Origin of the sequence: Azospirillum rugosum (assembly GCF_017876155.1) — a bacterium.
GTDB lineage: Bacteria > Pseudomonadota > Alphaproteobacteria > Azospirillales > Azospirillaceae > Azospirillum > Azospirillum rugosum.
In genome coordinates, this window is record NZ_JAGINP010000016.1 from 170,404 (window position 1) to 186,927 (window position 16,524).

16 protein-coding genes are annotated in these 16,524 nt (G+C 71.1%); 9 read left to right on the top strand and 7 right to left on the bottom strand.

The window, feature by feature from the left end:
• The first annotated feature begins 305 nt into the window (after window positions 1-305).
• Both hexR and dusA read left to right on the top strand, forming a co-directional pair.
• Entirely contained in the window at window positions 306-1,190 is an 885-nt protein-coding gene (hexR, locus tag J2851_RS21510; protein ID WP_209768765.1) for a transcriptional regulator HexR, read from the top strand.
• A 191-nt stretch (window positions 1,191-1,381) separates the two neighbouring features.
• Window positions 1,382-2,371: a tRNA dihydrouridine(20/20a) synthase DusA gene (gene dusA / locus J2851_RS21515; RefSeq protein ID WP_209768767.1), complete on the top strand. Its 990-nt coding sequence runs from the start codon at window positions 1,382-1,384 to the stop codon at window positions 2,369-2,371.
• On the opposite strand, the gene J2851_RS21520 is transcribed toward dusA, so the two are convergent.
• Both J2851_RS21520 and J2851_RS21525 read right to left on the bottom strand, forming a co-directional pair.
• Window positions 2,352-2,825: a DUF3429 domain-containing protein gene (locus tag J2851_RS21520; protein WP_307418812.1), complete on the bottom strand. Its 474-nt coding sequence runs from the start codon at window positions 2,823-2,825 to the stop codon at window positions 2,352-2,354. The genes dusA and J2851_RS21520 overlap by 20 nt on opposite strands.
• Before the next feature lie 11 nt (window positions 2,826-2,836).
• A complete protein-coding gene (locus tag J2851_RS21525; RefSeq protein WP_209768769.1) occupies window positions 2,837-3,439 on the bottom strand; it encodes a glutathione peroxidase in 603 nt (200 codons plus the stop codon).
• A 203-nt stretch (window positions 3,440-3,642) separates the two neighbouring features.
• On the opposite strand from J2851_RS21525, the gene J2851_RS21530 reads away from it, so the two are divergent.
• Together J2851_RS21530 and J2851_RS21535 are read left to right on the top strand one after the other, a co-directional pair.
• The gene (locus tag J2851_RS21530) at window positions 3,643-4,821 is read left to right on the top strand and encodes an MFS transporter (protein ID WP_209768770.1); all 1,179 of its coding nucleotides are present in this window, start codon (window positions 3,643-3,645) and stop codon (window positions 4,819-4,821) included.
• A 329-nt stretch (window positions 4,822-5,150) separates the two neighbouring features.
• Window positions 5,151-5,384 (top strand): hypothetical protein, encoded by a 234-nt coding sequence (locus tag J2851_RS21535; RefSeq protein ID WP_209768771.1) that lies wholly within the window; start codon window positions 5,151-5,153, stop codon window positions 5,382-5,384.
• Here J2851_RS21535 and J2851_RS21540 read toward each other — a convergent pair.
• The 3 genes from J2851_RS21540 to J2851_RS21550 all read right to left on the bottom strand — a co-directional run bounded on the left by J2851_RS21540 (window position 5,344) and on the right by J2851_RS21550 (window position 10,683).
• Window positions 5,344-6,783, bottom strand: a complete 1,440-nt coding sequence (locus J2851_RS21540; RefSeq protein ID WP_209768772.1) for a sensor histidine kinase — start codon at window positions 6,781-6,783, stop codon at window positions 5,344-5,346. The two genes, J2851_RS21535 and J2851_RS21540, sit on opposite strands and share 41 nt — an antisense overlap.
• Window positions 6,780-7,823, bottom strand: coding sequence for a TAXI family TRAP transporter solute-binding subunit (locus J2851_RS21545; RefSeq protein ID WP_209768773.1), 1,044 nt, complete (start codon window positions 7,821-7,823; stop codon window positions 6,780-6,782). The genes J2851_RS21540 and J2851_RS21545 overlap by 4 nt, the downstream gene beginning before the upstream one ends.
• A 256-nt stretch (window positions 7,824-8,079) precedes the next feature.
• The gene (locus J2851_RS21550; protein ID WP_246500822.1) at window positions 8,080-10,683 is read right to left on the bottom strand and encodes a DUF3772 domain-containing protein; all 2,604 of its coding nucleotides are present in this window, start codon (window positions 10,681-10,683) and stop codon (window positions 8,080-8,082) included.
• 382 nt (window positions 10,684-11,065) lie between these two features.
• Between J2851_RS21550 and J2851_RS21555 the strand changes: the two genes are divergently transcribed.
• Together J2851_RS21555 and J2851_RS21560 are read left to right on the top strand one after the other, a co-directional pair.
• The gene (locus J2851_RS21555) at window positions 11,066-11,218 is read left to right on the top strand and encodes a hypothetical protein (protein ID WP_246500823.1); all 153 of its coding nucleotides are present in this window, start codon (window positions 11,066-11,068) and stop codon (window positions 11,216-11,218) included.
• Window positions 11,219-11,384: 166 nt separating this feature from the next.
• Window positions 11,385-11,576, top strand: a complete 192-nt coding sequence (locus tag J2851_RS21560) for a hypothetical protein (protein WP_209768776.1) — start codon at window positions 11,385-11,387, stop codon at window positions 11,574-11,576.
• 8 nt (window positions 11,577-11,584) lie between these two features.
• Here J2851_RS21560 and J2851_RS21565 read toward each other — a convergent pair whose 3' ends face one another.
• A complete protein-coding gene (locus J2851_RS21565; RefSeq protein ID WP_209768778.1) occupies window positions 11,585-11,833 on the bottom strand; it encodes a hypothetical protein in 249 nt (82 codons plus the stop codon).
• Window positions 11,834-12,024: 191 nt separating this feature from the next.
• On the opposite strand from J2851_RS21565, the gene J2851_RS21570 reads away from it, so the two are divergent.
• The 3 genes from J2851_RS21570 to J2851_RS35905 all read left to right on the top strand — a co-directional run bounded on the left by J2851_RS21570 (window position 12,025) and on the right by J2851_RS35905 (window position 14,777).
• Entirely contained in the window at window positions 12,025-12,186 is a 162-nt protein-coding gene (locus J2851_RS21570) for a hypothetical protein (RefSeq protein ID WP_246500824.1), read from the top strand.
• A gap of 93 nt (window positions 12,187-12,279) precedes the next feature.
• Window positions 12,280-12,618, top strand: a complete 339-nt coding sequence (locus tag J2851_RS21575; protein ID WP_209768782.1) for a hypothetical protein — start codon at window positions 12,280-12,282, stop codon at window positions 12,616-12,618.
• Window positions 12,619-12,662: 44 nt separating this feature from the next.
• Complete coding sequence (locus J2851_RS35905) at window positions 12,663-14,777, top strand: peptidoglycan-binding domain-containing protein (protein WP_246500825.1); 2,115 nt, start codon at window positions 12,663-12,665, stop codon at window positions 14,775-14,777.
• A 234-nt stretch (window positions 14,778-15,011) separates the two neighbouring features.
• Here the strand turns inward: J2851_RS35905 and J2851_RS21585 are convergent, their stop codons facing one another.
• The gene (locus J2851_RS21585; protein ID WP_209768783.1) at window positions 15,012-16,496 is read right to left on the bottom strand and encodes a sodium:proton antiporter; all 1,485 of its coding nucleotides are present in this window, start codon (window positions 16,494-16,496) and stop codon (window positions 15,012-15,014) included.
• Window positions 16,497-16,524: the final 28 nt, after the last annotated feature.

Sequence of the window (16,524 nt, forward strand, 5' to 3'; positions counted from 1 at the left end):
CTTGCCGGGACCTTGTTCGTTGGGCGCGGAAAATAGATGAGCGTCTCAATCGTGTGAAGAAGATTTTCTTCATAAGGCCATATCGCTGCGCTGCGATCGGCGCTCTGACGAAAATTATCTTCACAAAATGAAGGCCCTGCGCGTAGGGTCCGGGCCATGGCCACCCCAGGGACAGGGTGTCCGCAAGGGGCTTGCGAAGGCCGGGAATTGACCGGACACTGCGCCCCATCCCCCGCCTCCGGCGCCCGATTCGGCGCCCACTTCGGTGAGAGAGGCCCGATACAAGAAGGGACAGACGGTTCCCCATGCTCCAGCCGCTGAACATCCTCGACCACATCCGCGGCCGCCTGCCGGAGCTGAAGAAGTCTGAGGCGCAGGTCGCCGACATGGTGCTGGCCGACCCGCACAAGGTGCTGGGGCAGAGCATCACCGTGCTGGCCCAGGCCGCGGGGGTGAGCGAGGCGACGGTCGTCCGCTTCTGCCGCAGCATCGGCTGCGGCGGCTTTCCCGATTTCAAGCTGCGGCTGGCCGAGGGGCAGGCGCGCGGCACGCCCTTCGTCAGCCAGGACGTGGCGCCCGACGACGACGTGCTGATGGTGGCGCAGAAGGTCTTCGCTTCGGCCGCCGCGGCGCTGAACGACGCGGCCGGCGCGCTCGACATGGAGGCGGTGGCCCGCGCGGTGGACCTGCTGGCCGGGGCCTCCAGCATCCTGTGCATCGGCACCGGCGCCTCGGCCGTGGTGGCGGAGGACGCCGCGCACAAGTTCCTGCGCTTCGGCATGGCCGCCCAGGCCAGCGCCGACCCGATGATGGTGCGGATGCTGTCGGTGAACCTGGGCGAGAAGGGGGTTCTGCTGGCGATCTCCAACACCGGCCGGACCTTCGTGGTGACGGAGCTGGCGCAGACCGCGCGGGAGCAGGGCGTGCCAGTGATCGCCATCACCGCGCCGGGATCCCCGCTCGCCGCCGTCTCCACCGTCACCATCGGCCACACGCCGGTCGAGGACGCGGAGATCTACACGCCGATGGCCTCGCGGCTGGTGCATCTGGCGATCATCGACGTGCTGTCCACCGGCGTGGCGCTGAAGATCGGCACCGGCGCGCGGCGGCACTTGGCGAAGGTGAAGGCCGTCCTGGCCGACACCCGGGCGGCGCGGGATGGGAAGCCCACGCGAGGGCGCAGACAATAGCCCTCTCCCCTCTGGGGAGAGGGTGGCCCGAAGGGCCGGTGAGGGGGTCCCGCGACGCTGGTCCGTCCGGCAACAGCGCAACCCCCTCACCCTAACCCTCTCCCCGGAGGGGAGAGGGGATAGCCCTTGCCATCGCGTCCGCAATCCGCCAATTGATGCGGCTGCTTCCTCGCCACCATGTTCCGCGCGTCATGAAACCCATCGCCCTCAGCGTCGCACCCATGATGGACTGGACGGACCGGCATTGCCGGACCTTCCATCGGCTGCTGTCGAAAAACACGCTGCTCTACACCGAGATGGTGACCACCGGCGCCGTGCTGCACGGCGACCGGGAGCGGCTGCTGGGCTATGACGCGGCGGAGCATCCGGTGGCGTTGCAGCTCGGCGGGTCGGACCCGGCGGAGCTGGCGGCCTGTGCCCGCATCGCCGAGGAGTGGGGCTACGACGAGGTGAACCTCAACGTCGGCTGCCCCAGCGACCGCGTGCAGTCCGGCCGCTTCGGCGCCTGCCTGATGGCGGAGCCGGACCTCGTTGCGCGGCTGGTCGGCGCCATGCGCGAGGCCGTGTCGATCCCGGTGACTGTCAAGCACCGCATCGCCATCGACGAGATGGAGGAGTGGCCGACGCTCGACCGCTTCGTGCGCACGGTCGCGGCGGCCGGCTGCACGCACTTCATCGTGCACGCGCGCAAGGCTTGGCTGAAGGGGCTCAGCCCCAAGGAGAACCGGGACATCCCGCCGCTGCGCTACGAGCTGGTGCACCGGCTGAAGCAGGAGAACTCGGGCCTCACCATCGCCATCAACGGCGGCATCCGCACGCTGGACGAGGCGGAGGGGCATCTGGCGACGCTGGACAGCGTGATGATCGGCCGCGCGGCCTACGAGACGCCCTACATCCTGGCCGACGCCGACCGCCGCCTGTTCGGCGGAGAGGCCGGACCGGACCGCCACGCGGTGGTCGAGGCGATGATCCCCTATGTGGAGGATCGGCTGTCGAAGGGCACGCCGCTGTCCGCCATCACGCGGCACATGCTGGGCCTGTTCCAGGGGCTGCCGGGGGCCCGCGCCTGGCGGCGGCACATCAGCGAGAACGCCCACCTTCCCGGCGCCGGGCCGGAGGTGTTGCTGAAGGCCGCGGCGCTGGTGCCGCGGCGGCAGCCGGTCACCGAACCAGCGGTATAAGGGCGGCCAGCGTCAGGCAGACGACGGTGGTCAGCACGGTCCGCAGGCGGCCGAACCAGCCTGGGTAGCGGCCCTCCGCCACCGCGAGGCGGTCGGCCGCCCAGGCCAGCCCGAAGGACAGGACCAGCACCATCAGGGTCAGCGCCTGCGGAAGCAGAACGGCGAACCAGCCCAGGAGCGAGGGCGCCACGCCCCAGACGAGCCAGGCCGACCCGCTCCGCTCCTCCTCCCGTCCCGCCAGCACGCGGCCCCAGTGGATGGCGCCGATGAAGGACAGGATCGCCACGGCGTAGACGATCACCGCCTGGAGCGCGAAGGCCCGCCAAGCGCCGTCGGTTGCCCAGGCGAGGGCGCCCCCGCCAACGAAGGGGATCAGCCCGCCGTATGACAGCAGGCGGACGGTCGCCGCCTGTTTGCTCCCGGAGTCCGGCTCGGCGTTCGGCTGGGCGTCCACGGCGACCATCCTCATTGCCCCGCGACGGGGGGACTGGAGACGGGCTGGGCCAGCGCCTGGTCGATGGCCGACGCCAGGGCGGGCGCGTCGGGCGTGACGGCGCTGGGGAAGGTCGCGGCCAGACGGCCGTCGCGCCCGATCAGGATCTTGTGGAAGTTCCAGCGCGGCACGCCGGTGGGGCCGGTCTCCCCGGCGGCCCAGCGGTAGAAGGGGTGCGCGTCCGGGCCGACGACGGCCTGCTTTTCCAGCAGCGGGAAGTCGACGCCATAGTTCAGTTCGCAGAAGGAGGCGACCTGGGCGTTGCTGCCCGGCTCCTGCCCTCCGAAGTCGTTGGACGGCACGCCGAGCACGACCAGCCCGCGGTCGCGGTAGGCGGCCCACAGCTTCTGGAGGCCGGCGTACTGCCCGGTGTAGCCGCATTGCGACGCGGTGTTCACCACCAGCACCGCCCGGCCCTGGAAGAGCGCGGCCGGCAGCGTGCCGCCGTCGATGGCCGGCAGCGGCAGCGACGACCAGTCGACGGTCTGCCGGGGCGACGCCGCCCCCACCTCGAAGGAAGCAGCGGATAGAAGGAGGGCAGCAGACAGGGCGGCGGTGCGAACGAGCGGTGGCATGCACGTCTCCAGCGTTTTGCTGCCCATTACGTCGCGGAGCGGACTTTGGATCTCATCGCGCCGCCTCCGCTTCAGGCGGCGGTCCCCGATTGCATGGGTGCCATGGCAATGTTGCCGTGCCGGCTGGGGCGCGTCCTGCACTACGGTTGGGACTCTGACCAATTCACCCACGACCAAACTTCGGCGGCGGCCCTCCCCTTCCCATGCGCCTTCTCATCCTGATCCTCGGCCTCGCCGGTTTCGCGAGCGCCTTTTCGCTGCGAGCGACCGACCCGATGCTGACCGTCATCGCGGCGGACCTGGGCGTCGGCGTGGCGGAGGCCGCCCTGCTCTCCTCCGCCTACACGCTGCCTTACGCGGCGATGCAGCTGATCCTCGGGCCGGTGGGCGACGCCATCGGCAAGACGCGGCTGATCCGGCTGTCGCTGGTGATCCTGACCATCGGGGTCGCCCTGTCGTCCATCGGGTCCGGCTATTACGGGGTGATGGCGGCGCGCGTGCTGGCCGGCGCCTTCGCCGGCGGCATCATTCCCGCCTCCATGGCGCTGATCGGCGACCGGGTGGACTACACGGAGCGGCAGTTCGCCATCAGCCGGTTCCTGCTGGCGGTCATCCTGGGGCAGATGTCCGGCTCCGCCGTGGCCGGCGCGCTGGCGGAGGTGGCGGGCTGGCGCGCGGTGTTCGGGCTGGCCGCGGGAACGACCGGCATCATCGCGCTGATCGCCATGATCGGCCTGCACCGCGAGCGGGAGGCCCGGCACCCCCTGTCGCTGGCCGACGCGCGGCGGCGCTACGCCTCGGTGCTCGCCAACCCGACCTCGGTCTGGGTCTTCGCCACCGTGGCGGCGGAAGGGCTGCTGATCTTCGGCGTGTTCCCCTTCGTGGCGCCGATGCTGGCCAAGCACGGCGCGACCGGAGCGTTTGAAGCCGGCGTCACCATCGCGGCCTTCGCCATCGGCGGGGTCTTCTACAGCGTGGTGGTGCGCCGCCTGCTCGGCCGGCTCGGCCAGTGGGGCATGATGCGGATCGGCGGCCTGCTGGGCGGCGCGGCCTACTTGGCGATGGCCATGCCGGTTCCCTGGCCGGTGGTGTCGGTGCTGTTCCTGGTCGCCGGCTTCGGCTTCTACATGCTGCACAACACGATGCAGACCCAGGCGACCGAGCTGTCGGCCACGGCGCGCGGGTCCGCGCTGGCGCTGTTCGCCTCCTCCTTCTTCCTCGGCCAGGGCATGGGGCCGGTGCTCTACGGCGCCGTCGCGGCTCAGGCCGGCCTGAACGTGCTGTTCCTGGGGGCCGGCGTGCTGATCGCCGCGCTGGGGATCGGGGCGGTCGGGCTGATCCGTGGGCGCACCCGAACAGATATCCCCAAAAGCTGTGGATAACTCTGTTGGCGAATCGAGGGGTAACCCATTGGGAAGCCCCCTCCCTCAAGGGATCCGCGTGCTTTGCCTAAATTTTGGGCGCGCCGGAAATCGGCAACAATCAAGCATTTTCGCGGGGTCGCAGCGGATTGGTTAGGTCCCGAAGTGACAAAAGGGTGTCAATGCCGGAGTCAAGCGAAGGATGTTTCAGCCTGTGAACAACTCCGCTTGACAGGAGCGGGGTGTGCCGTCAGACGGCTGTCCATGCCCTGCGAGAGCGTGTCCCGACGGGAGAGATTCCGGGGGTCCGGCGCCTTGCGGACGGACGGGCGTTGCGGCATCCTGCCGGCATGTTCACGGTCAGCGAATCCGAAGCCGAAGCGATCCGCCGCGCCTTCCACGAACGCGGCGAATGGGCCGCCGTCGTGGAGCTGCGACGGCTGTTCCCGGTGTTTTCCAACAACCCCGAAGCCCTGCGCTGCGTCCGCGCCATCGCCGGATGGTCACCGCTGCCCGAAGCGGCGGCCCCCCCGGCAGAGAAGGTCACCGCGCTGCGGCGGCGTAAACCGGCAGATCCACGCTGACCGTCGTGCCGGCCCCGGCGCGGCTGGCGATGCGCAGGACGCCGCCGTGCAGTTCCACCAGTGACCGCGCCAGCGGCAGGCCGAGCCCGGTGCCCTCGTAGCGGCGCTGCAGCCCGTTGTCGATCTGCTCGAAGGGGCGCAGCACGGCGTCGATCCGGTCTTCCGGAATGCCGATCCCGGTGTCCACCACCTCCAGCGTCACGTAGCCGCCGCGGATGCGGTGCGCGCCGACGCGCACGATGCCGCCCGGCAGGGTGAACTTCACGGCGTTCGACACGAGGTTCAGCAGGACCTGGCGCAGGGCGCGCTCGTCGCCGTTCACCGGCGTCGGCCCGGCGGGCATGTCCTCGGCCAGCGTCACACCGCCTTCCCGCGCGCGGGGCGCCAGGGTTCGCAGGGTGGCCCGCACCACCGCGCCGAGGTCCACCGCCTCGCGCTCCAGCACGTAGCGGCCGGCCTCCACCTTGGCGAGGTCGAGCACGTCGTTGACGATGGACAGCAGGTGCGCGCCGCTGTCGTGGATGTCCGCCCCGTATTCCAGGTAGCTCGCGTCGCCCACCGGGCCGTGCGCCTGGTCGCGGATCATCGCCGAAAAGCCGATGATCGCGTTCAGCGGCGTGCGCAACTCGTGGCTCATGCCGGCGAGGAACTGGCTCTTGGCGACGCTGGCGCGTTCGGCCGCGTCGCGCGCGTCCTCCAGCGCGCGGGCGACGCGCCGCCGGTCGGCCAGCGCGCGCAGGACGAGCTGGATCGACAGCACCGCCAGGGCGGCCACCAGCACCAGGATGCCGACCATGCCGTCCTGGAAGCGGTCCAGCGCCGCCCCCTGCCCCTTCAGCACGCGCACCGCCCGGTCCTGCGCGGCGTCCAGCAGCGGGATCACGTCGAGAATGGCGTCGTTGACCCGCCGGTCGCACAGGCGCAGCACCAGCGGCGACGTCGGCGGCAGGCCGTGGATGCCCGATTCGAGCCAGCCGCGCACGTCGATCAGCACCGGGTTGACGATGGCGTGCACCGCCGACGCGCCGACCATGTCGTCGAAGGCGTGGCTGCTGCGCATGCGGGACAGCCAGGATTCCGCCGTGGCCAGATGGTCCAGGATGTGGGCGATGTCGAGGTTGATCCCGCCCTCCACGGCCCGTCCGCCCATGCGCGCCGTCCGCAGGTCGAGCAGGAGCCGCTCCATCGCGTTGCTGAGGCCGGCGATCTCCCGCTCCTGCTCCATCACCGCGACCGGCAGGCCGGCCCGCACGGTGCGCAGCGTCGTCTGCACGTAGCCGACGACCCCGATCGACAGCGAGATCACCACGGCGACCAGCATGAAGGCGACGGCGCGGCCGTGCCCGGCCTCCTCCTCCAGTCCGGGCACCGGCTCGCGCGGCGCGGCGGCATCCTTCATCGGATCAGCCCCTGCTCGCGGTAGAAGCGCTCCGCACCCGGGTGCAGCGGGATGGAAACGCCGTCGAGCGCGCGCTCGGGCCGGATCTGGGCGCCCTTGGGATGCCCCTTCGCCAGGATGCCGAGCGTGCGCTCCGACCACAGGGTGCGCGTCAGCCGGTAGACCAGCGAGTCGTCAAGGTCGGCGCGCACCAGAAGCTGGGCGCCGACGGCGATGGTCGGCGTGTCCGGCACGCCGGGGTAGGTGCCCGCGGGAATGACCATCCGGCTGTAGAAGGGCAGCCGCCCGAGCAGCCCGTCCACCTCCGGCCCGTCGATGGGAACGAGCGCGACCGCCTGGCGGCTGGCGGCCTCCTGCAGGATGCCCATGGGGGCGCCGGCAACGATGAAGAAGGCGTCGAGCATCCCGTTCCGCATGCGCGCCAGCGCGAAATCGGGCTTCACGAACTCCGGCTTGAGGTCACGCTCCGACAGGCCGTGGGCGGCCAGCAGTTCGCGCACGTCGCCGAGCGTGCCGGAGCCGGGCTCGTCCAGCGACACGCGCTGGCCGCGCAGGTCGGCGACCGACCGGATCCCCGCCGCGGGGCGGGCGACCAGATGCAGGCTTTCCCGGTAGAGCGTGGCGACGGCGCGCAGGGAGGTGGCGGGGGCGGCGCCCTGGAACCGTCCGGTGCCGCGGAAGGCCCATTCCGCGATGTTGGACTGGGCCAGCGCCATCTCCACTTGGCCGCGCTGCATCGCCTCGACGTTCGCGACGGAGCCGTTGGAGGTCTGCGACACGATCAGCAGGTCCGGCAACCGGCTGCGGGACGGGCCGCCGCCCCCGCCCGGCGCCGACCCGCTGAGCACGGTCAGCGCCTCGGCGATCAGGGCGCCGATGGGGTGGTAGGTGCCGCCGACCCCGCCGGTGGCAAAACGCAGGACCTGCGGTTCCGCCGGCGAAGGCGCGTGCGCGGACGCGGCGGTCGCGCCCGGCAGCCCGAACAGGACCAGCGCCGCGACCCCCAACCACCCCCACAAGAACCGGACAAGCCCGCGCACCCGCTCCTCCCGATGTTGCGGTTTCGGGACAAGCGTTAATGACCAAGCGTGAACGTATGGTTAGGATCGCGCCCACGGGCGCTTAAAGCGGATTGCGATCCGCTTTGGACCGCGACTGCGGTCCCGGCCGCCCGTGCGGCCGAAGCCCGGCCTCTCGCGGGAACGAAGTTCCCGCTGGCGGCAGGCGGATGCCATAGGCATCCGCTGAGAGCCGGCAAATGAGGCCATATGAACCTAAAGCGAATGAAAATTCGCTTTAGGAGACCGCCTTCGGTTCCTTTTCGGTGAGGGGGACGACGTTGCCCGCGTCGGACACCACCTCCAGCAGCGGGCCGGCGGATACCCGATCGGCCAGCAGGGTCTCCAGCATCGCCTCGACCTTGGGCATGTGGACGACGCGCTGGTCGAAGGGCATCTGGATGCCCTGGTCGCGGAACTGCTCGATGATGCGCATGCGCAACTCGTTGCGCACCGGCAGGATGTGGTCGGTGTTGGCGACGAAGGCGCGCAGTTCGAACTCCAGCCCGCTCGGCCCGAAGTCGCGGAACATCACCACCGGCTCCGGGTTGCGCAGCACCAGGTTGTGCCCCAGCGCGATCTTCAGCAGGAGCGCGTCGACCAGCCGGACGTCCGAGTCGTAGGTGACGCGCACCTTGATCTCGATGCGGGTGGTCTTGTCCTTCAGCGTCCAGTTCACCACCGCCTTGGAGATGAACTCCGAGTTCGGGATGATGACGGAGGCGCGCTGGAAGGTCTGGATCTCCGTCGCGCGCACGCTGATGCGGCGCACCGTGCCCTCCAGCCCGTTCACCACCACCCAGTCGCCCACCTTCACCGGCCGCTCCACCAACATGATCAGGCCGGAGATGAAGTTGCTGACCACGTTCTGCAGGCCGAAACCGATACCGACCGACAGCGCGCTGGCGATCATGGCGAGGCTGGACAGGTCGAGCCCCAGCGAGCCGACCGACATCAGCACCGCCATGGTCGTGCCGAGGTAGCCGACGCCGGTGCGGATGGAGTTGCGCACCCCCTCGTCGATGGCGACGCGGCGCAGCACCCGCTCGTCCAGCTGGCGCTGCACGAAGCGCGTCACCGCGATGACCACGCCCAGCACCAGGAAGGCCGACATGATGTCGCCCGGCACGATGCGCACGCCGCCCACCGTGACGCCGCCGAGGAAGCCGTCGGCGACGCCCTTCATCTCGGTCACGGTCATGCCGGTCAGCGGCAGCACGAAGAAGGCCGCGACGGCAAGCAGGCCGAGGTCGATCGCCGCGCGGCCGGCGTGGCCGACCAGGCGCCGGCCGCGGTCGGTGACGACGACCATGTCGCGCACCTCCGCCATCTGGCCGCTGTCGCGCTCCAGCACCACGCACAGCAGCTCGCGCAGGACGCCGCGCGCCACCAGCAGGACGCCGCCGATGATGATCGTCGTCAGCATCAGCTTCGACGCGTAGACCGCCAGCGTCAGGTAGCCGGCGGCGGAGGCGGCGAGCGACAGCAGCGCCACCGCGCCGATCAGCAGCCGCAGGCGCAGCCAGACGACACGCGGCTTGGCCGGCTCCGCAGGGGACTCCGGGGCCGGAAGCGTGACGTCGGGGGCGTCGGGCGGGCAGCCGCAGTCGGTCTCCGCGGCCGGTTCCGCGGCGGCGATCCACAGCCGGTGGGGCAGCAGCGACAGCAGCGACAGGGCGATCAGCGCCATCGTGCCGAAGCCGACGACCGCGCGCATCTCCGGCGGGGTGAACAGGCCTTCCGACAGGCCGATGCCCGTGCCGGCGAGCGCCAGCCCAACGGCGGCGAGCGCGATCCGCCGCACCAGCCGGCGGGCGCTGGCCGGGTCGAGGTCGGCCAGCTGCCAGGCGGGATGGTCGGGCGCCAGCGTCGCGCGCGCCACGCCGGTCACCAGGAAGAAGGCGGTCAGCCCGCCGGACACGCCGAGGATCAGGGTGGTCAGCGGCCCCGCGTCGTAGACGTCGCGCAGCAGCCCGACGAGCGAGCCGGACAGCGCCACCGTCGGGACCACCGGCATCAGGCAGCGAGCGATGGCCTCCACCGCCATGGCCACGACGCGCTGGCGGTAGCCGGGCCGCTCCCCCCCATCTCCGGGCATATCCCGGTGGCCGTAGCGGCGCAGCAGGGCCCGGCGCACCGGCCAAGCGATGAAGAACAGGAAGGCCGCCAGGACGCCGAGCCCGAGGAAGCGCTCCCGCCATTCGCCCTCGTCCAGCACGATGGTGAAGGCGCGGGCGACGCGCTCCTGCATGTAGGCGACCTGCTCCGGCAGGGCGGCCCAGACGCTGGGCAGCAGCGGCACGGGTCCGCGCTTGACCAACTGTTCGGTCAACTGGGTCATGCGCTGGTCGGCGGCGGTGCGCAGAAGGATGTCGACGCGGGTGACGATCAGGTCCGCCTGCTTGCCGCGCCCCTCCAGCTCCGCGATGGTCTGGGTCAGGCGCTTGCGTTCCGCGGCGACGCCGGCCTCCTCCGCCGGGGCGCCCTGGGCCGGCGGCGGACCCAGCGCGTCGAGCATCCGCTGCGCGGTCTCGCGCTGGGCCCCGGCCGCGGCACCGGCCTCGCGCGCGTCGTGCTGCACCGTGGTCAGACCGGCGCGCAGGGCCTCGTATTCCGTGTTCACCAGGTCGCCGACGGCGACGCGGTTCGCCGCCTTGTTCAGGGCGTCCTGCCATTGCCCCAGCCGCGCCTTGAAGTCCGCGGCCTCGGCCTGGGCCGGGGCGGCCGGCTGGGCCTGCGCGGCGGCGGGCGCCAGGGATCCGGACAGCAGCAGGCCGACGACCAGAGCGGGCGGAACCAGAGCGGTCAGGATGCGGCGGATGAGGCGGGGGAAGGCGAACATGGCGGTCCGGAGTCTCTCGTCTGCGGAATCGGCGCTGGTGGATCGGCGCTGGGGAACGGCGTCCGGACCGGCGCCGGCCAACTCCTACCCTGTCCCGGGCGGCGGCAAAAGGGGCTACCGGCGTGTCACCGCGATGTGACAGGACGCCTGTCCCAAGATTCGCCGAAGGTCCCGGCCGGTCCGAAGACTTCGGACCCAGCGCCGCGTCGCCTTTCCACAGTCTTTATGGAAACCGGTGGAGCGGCACCCATCCAAAAGGTATAGGCGACTGTTCTACTGAGGATTGGTCATGGCATCGGGCTGCGGATTGGTGGTAGTAGAACGGTGTCTCTGCACCACGTCCGCTCCCACCATGACCGGTTTGACCGATATTGACCGAACCTTGCTCCGCACGGCTCTGAAAGCGGCCAAGCGTCACGACGCACCGTCCGTCGGCATGCCGACGGCCACGCTGGAACGCCTGCTGGCCTATCTGGCCGTTCTGGAAGGCCACCAGACCCAGGCCTCCGCCGGCGCCGAGAACGGTTCGGACTGATCCCGCCCCCCGCCTTTGCGGGGCACAGAGGAAATCCGCCCGCAAGCGCATACTGCTATATGCATGCGGACCTTGTGACAACGCCGCCGCTCCGCAACCTTTACTCGACGACGCAAGGCCAAAGCATTAATGCTTTGGAACCTACTCCTTTCGAGAGACTCCTGCGGTGTGCCGGTTTGCGACCAACGACTGCGGCTTCGCCTGCCGCGCCATACAACGTGTGCGTGCCCACAGCCGCGGCCCTGTTGGGCTGGACGCGCGCGCGTACCTGATCCGGGTCGAGCGCCGGCTGATCGAATTCCATTGCAGCGCCCCCGGCGGCGTGCCGGCCCCGGACGTGGAGCGTGCCGCCGAGTGAGCGCGGCCTCAGGACCGACGGTCGGACGGGGCGTCGCGCGGGTCCCCGCCGCGGTCATTCCCACGGCCTGAACCGCCGTGGTCCGTCGCCCGGTCGTCGGACGCTTCCTCCCGCTCCCGCTGGCGCTGCCACTGGTCGAACTTCTCCGGGTCGGTGACGAGGTCGATGACGGACGGCTTCGGGGCGCGGTCTCCGTGGCTGTCTGGGCGGCCGTCTGGGCGGCCGTCTGGGCGATTGTCTGGGCGATTGTCCGGCATGGACGCCTCCATGGATGCTGCCCCCCTTAACAGTCCAGACGCCCGGATGCCTCACCTCGTTCGGCGAGCGCGCCGTACCACCTCGGGCCGTCCGGATTTTGACACAGCACGGGCGCCGTCAAACGCATAGCCTGCTTCGACAAGCAAGCACTTCGGGGGGCAACATGCTGCGGTTGGGAACGCGCGTGAGAATGGCGGGCCAGGATGGGCTCGTCGTCGCCCGGACCCTGGCCGGCACCCCGGCCTACGACCTGCGGCTTGCCGACGGCCGCGTCGTGAAATACGCTGCCGAGTCCGATTTCGAGGTGGTCGAATCGGACGCTCCCGCCCGCCCTGCCCGCCCCCGCGACTGACGCCGGCCAAAACGCCGCCGTTCTAAAGCCGCTTGGCCCCAATCGGCGCCGCGCGCACTTCCCCCGATTCCGAAACAGACACGCGACGTCCGAATGACCCGTGACGACTTCCCCTTTTCGCTCCAGCCCTACGCGATGCCGGACGGCGGCGACGCCACCGCCGATGTCGAGGGGTGGAGCCTTGTCCTGCTCCGTGCCGCCGACGAGGCGGAGCGCGTCTGGTTCCGCAACCACGGTTTCGCCATGCAAGGCCGCGTCTGGGTCCGCAAGGCGCCCGCGGTCCGCAAGCCGGATGCCCCGACCGACGCCCCCAAGGACTCCCTGGGGGGCACCGACCTGGACACCGATCCCGCGCCCGCCAACCCGACGCCTGCTGACCCAACGCCTGCTGACCCGACGCCCGCCGACCCGACGCCCGGCGTCGCCGCCTGACACTCCCTTCCCCTGGGCTGGCGACGCCCACGACCGTGATCCCCATGCCCGACTGCATCGATTCCGACCGCCTGGAGCCTGAGCCTTCCTCCGGCCCCGCGATCATCGCCTCGCCCGGCCCGGCCCGGGACTCCGCCGACCGCGGCCTGACCGCCGCCCACGGGGAGGTGCTGCTGCGCCTGCGCCGCGCCGCGGCCGGCAACACGCGGCCGGAGGACGGGGTGGAACTGCTGGGCGCCGTGCGCCGCAGCGTGACGGTCGGGGCGCTGCTGACTCTGACCATCGACTGGACCACCGAGGTGGAGATCCGCACCGGCGCGGAGATGATCCGGTCGGCCATCCACTGCCGCAACACCGCCGAGCTGAACGCCACGCTGGCCCGCGAGCTGGACGCGGAGGCCGCCTCGCTGGAGACCGCGCACCGGCTGGCCGCGCTGATCGGCTCGCCCGAGGTCGCGGTGGCGGAGGGGGAGGAGCTTCCGGCCATCGCCGCGCTGCGCGGTCCCTACTACCTGCACGAGCCCTGCCCGCGCTGCAGCGGCGGCGGCGTGCGCGCCTGCACCGGCCCGGACTGCCGCGGCGGCAAGGTGAAGTGCGACCATGAAAATGCCGCCGACTGCGAGGCCTGCGGCGGGCGCGGCGCCCTGCGCTGCCCGGTCTGCGTCGGGAACGGCGTGGTGGTGTGCGAGCAGTGCGGCGGGGTCGGGCAGTTCACCCACATCCACCGCCCGCGCCTGACCGCCCGCCCGTCGCGCGGCTTCGCCGTGCCGCCCGAGGCGCCGGCCGCCCTGCGCACGGTGCTTGAGGCGGTGGGCATCGACCGCTTCGACACGATCGCCGAGGCCGAACCGCTGAGCGTCCGCCATTCCGGGACGCAGCTTCTGTACGAGCGCCGCGGCATCGTGCCGGTGGTCACCCTGTCCTGCGCCTGCGGCACCATGCCGTTTGAGGTGGAGACGGTGGGGCCGGACGCGCTGGTGCCCGCCATGCCACCCTTCCTCGACGCCGCTCTGGCGCCCGTCCTGGCCCGCCTCCGCGCCGCCACCGGTCCGGAGGCCTTCGCCGTGGCGGGTGCCTTCCGTCTGACCGGGATGGTCGCCGACGCCGTCCGCGCCGGGCGGGAGCCGGATGTGGAGGGCATCGTCGCCGCCCATGAGGGCTGCGTCAGTCCCGCCTTCGTCGCCGAGGTCGCCGCCACGCTCCAGACGCGCTTCGCCGAGACCAGCCGGGCCGCCGTGGCGCGCTGCTGGATGGCCGGCGCCGGGGCGCTGGCGCTCGTCCTGCTGCTGGTCGGGGCCGTGGACCTGCCGGCGCTGCTGACCGGCGCCACGGCGGAGGATCCCGCACCGCTGCCGCTGCGGCTCATCTGGGATCTGGGCGTGCCGGTCCTGGCGGGGTTGGGGCTGTGGCTGGCGGTCGGCGGGCTGTTGCGCCGTGCGCTCGACCTGGCGCTCGGCGGCGTGACGCGGGCGATTCCGCAAGGGGTCTGGCCGGCCGGCGTGCTGGGCTCCGCGGCGCTGCTGCTGGTCGGGCTGCTGACCATTTGGCACGGCGCGCCGGGGGCGAGCCGCCTGCGCCACACGCTCGACCTCGCCGCCATCGCCGAGACCCGTCCGCCCCTGCCGATGCCCCACACGCCCAGCGCGTCGGAGCGCGTCATGGCCGCGCAGCGCGCGCTGGCCCGGCTCGGCCGCTACGACGGGGCCATCGACGGCAAGATGGGCGAGGCGACGAAGGCCGGCCTCGCCAGCCTGTCGACGCTGACCGACGCCGGGGACGTCGACGCGAACGCCGACTCCCTGGACCTCGCCGTCGCCATCGCCGCCGATCGCGTCCCCGTCAACGTGCAGACCCCCGACCTGCTGATCGGCAAGGGCTGGAGCAACGCGACGCGCCTGCGCGTGACGCCGGACGACCAAGCGGTGATCGCCGGGGCCTTCCTCAGCGCGCTGGCCGCACCAGGGACGGCCAAGGACTGGACGTCCGGCGACGGCAGCCGGTCCGGGCGGATCACGGTCACCGGCCGCGTCGAGGATCCCAAGGACAAGCGCCGCCTGTGCTTCGGCTTCACCCACGTGGTGACCACCCCCGCCGGCCGCGACGCCGGCGCGCCCCTGACCGCCTGCCGCACCGACGGCCGCTGGATGCTGGAGGAGTAGGGGGCGAACTGCCCCTTGGAAAGCCCTTCTCCCCTTGTGGGAGAAGGGTTGGGATGAGGGGTCATTACGCCCGGAGGGCGGAGATAAATTTCCGGCCGGTATGCGCCGGCGCCACCCTCACCCCATCCCCTCTCCCCTCTCCCCTCAAGGGAGAGGGGCTTTTCTGCGCCAAATCAACGGCTTACCGTTTTAACGGAATGTGTTGATAGGCGGGGGCGAGGGACAATTCGCTCCCTACCGGAAGAACACCCAGGTCACCAGGACGAACAGCGGCACCAGGATGCCGAAGGACCACAGCATGTAGCCGAAGAAGCTGGGCATCTTCACGCCCCGCTCCTCCGCGATGGCCTTGACCATGAAGTTGGGCGCGTTGCCGATGTAGCTGTTGGCGCCCATGAACACCGCACCAGCGGAAATCGCCGTCAGCGTCACGGCGAGGTCCTTCATCAGCACCTGCGGATCGCCGCCGGCCGTGTTGAAGAAGATCAGGTAGGTCGGCGCGTTGTCGAGGAAGCTGGACAGGATGCCGGCCGCCCAGAAATAGGCGGCGGGGACCGGCTGGCCGTTCTGGTTCACCGCCGCGATGATGGCGCCGAGCGCGCCTTCGGTGCCGGCGCGCAGGATGGCGATGGCCGGGATGATGGTCAGGAAGATGGCGGCGAACAGCTTCGCCACCTCCACGATCGGGCCCCAGGTGAAGGCGTTCAGGCGGCGGCTGTGCGCGCTGGTCAGCTTCAGCGACAGGCCGGTGATCAGCAGCAGGAGCGCCTGGCTGACGATGGTCTCCAGCGGCACATGGACGTGGAAGATCGTCACCCCGGCGTCCGGGTGCCAGACGCCGCTGAGCAGCACGGCGCCGACGATGGCGACCAGCAGCAGCAGGTTCACGGCACCCTCGATCCGCACCGGCTCGCGCTCGTGCACGCCCTCGATCAGCGGGTGCTTGCCGGGGTCCTTGGTGTGCAGGTAGAGGTCCAGCGCGAAATAGATCGCCAGCAGGCAGGCCGCCACCAGCATCATCGGCGCGAACAGGTGGACCGTCGGCCAGAAGAAGTCCACGCCCTTCAGGAAGCCCAGGAACAGCGGCGGATCGCCGAGCGGCGTCAGGGAGCCGCCGACGTTCGACACCAGGAAGATGAAGAAGACGACCGTGTGGACCTTGTGCCGCCGGTGCTCGTTCGCGCGCAGCAGCGGGCGGATCAGCAGCATGGAGGCGCCGGTCGTGCCCATCACGCTGGCCAGCGCCGTGCCCAGCGCCAGCCCCACCGTGTTGGCCATCGGCGTTCCCACCAGCGACCCGGCGATGCGCACGCCGCCGGCCACCGTGAACAGCGCGGTCAGCAGCACGATGAAGGGGATGTATTCGAGCAGCGCCGTGTGCAGCAGCTCATAGGCCGCCAGATCCACGCCGAACAGCGCGGCGAAGGGCACCAGGAAGGCCAGCGCCCAGCCGGCGGCGATCTTGCCGAAATGATGGTGCCAGACGGTCGGCGTCAGCAGCGGCAGAAGCGCGATGGACAGCAGGATACCGGCGAAGGGAACGACCCAGATCGCCCCAAGCTGCCGCCCGTCGAGGTGCGGCGCGCCCGCCGCCTCCGCGGCCAGGGCGAGCTGCGGCAGCCCGGCGACCGCCAGCGCCGACAGGGCGGCAACAGGGCGGGACAGGCGGCGGGACAGGCGGCGGGCCAGACGGTGGGAAGGCGGGCAGGCGTTGGTCATCACACGCGATTCGGCTGTCGTTGAGGGG

Bases quoted from the DNA above. Each gene is read 5' to 3' on its own strand.
- hexR (WP_209768765.1), top strand. From the start codon at position 306: ATGCTCCAGCCGCTGAACATCCTCGACCACATCCGCGGCCGCCTGCCG.
- J2851_RS21565 (WP_209768778.1), bottom strand. From the start codon at position 11,833: ATGCCGGACAATCGCCCAGACAATCGCCCAGACGGCCGCCCAGACGGC.
- J2851_RS35905 (WP_246500825.1), top strand. From the start codon at position 12,663: ATGCCCGACTGCATCGATTCCGACCGCCTGGAGCCTGAGCCTTCCTCC.
- J2851_RS21585 (WP_209768783.1), bottom strand. From the start codon at position 16,496: ATGACCAACGCCTGCCCGCCTTCCCACCGTCTGGCCCGCCGCCTGTCC.
- J2851_RS21530 (WP_209768770.1), top strand. From the start codon at position 3,643: ATGCGCCTTCTCATCCTGATCCTCGGCCTCGCCGGTTTCGCGAGCGCC.
- dusA (WP_209768767.1), top strand. From the start codon at position 1,382: ATGAAACCCATCGCCCTCAGCGTCGCACCCATGATGGACTGGACGGAC.
- J2851_RS21540 (WP_209768772.1), bottom strand. From the start codon at position 6,783: ATGAAGGATGCCGCCGCGCCGCGCGAGCCGGTGCCCGGACTGGAGGAG.
- J2851_RS21570 (WP_246500824.1), top strand. From the start codon at position 12,025: ATGGCGGGCCAGGATGGGCTCGTCGTCGCCCGGACCCTGGCCGGCACC.
- J2851_RS21535 (WP_209768771.1), top strand. From the start codon at position 5,151: ATGTTCACGGTCAGCGAATCCGAAGCCGAAGCGATCCGCCGCGCCTTC.
- J2851_RS21575 (WP_209768782.1), top strand. From the start codon at position 12,280: ATGACCCGTGACGACTTCCCCTTTTCGCTCCAGCCCTACGCGATGCCG.
- J2851_RS21550 (WP_246500822.1), bottom strand. From the start codon at position 10,683: ATGTTCGCCTTCCCCCGCCTCATCCGCCGCATCCTGACCGCTCTGGTT.
- J2851_RS21525 (WP_209768769.1), bottom strand. From the start codon at position 3,439: ATGCCACCGCTCGTTCGCACCGCCGCCCTGTCTGCTGCCCTCCTTCTA.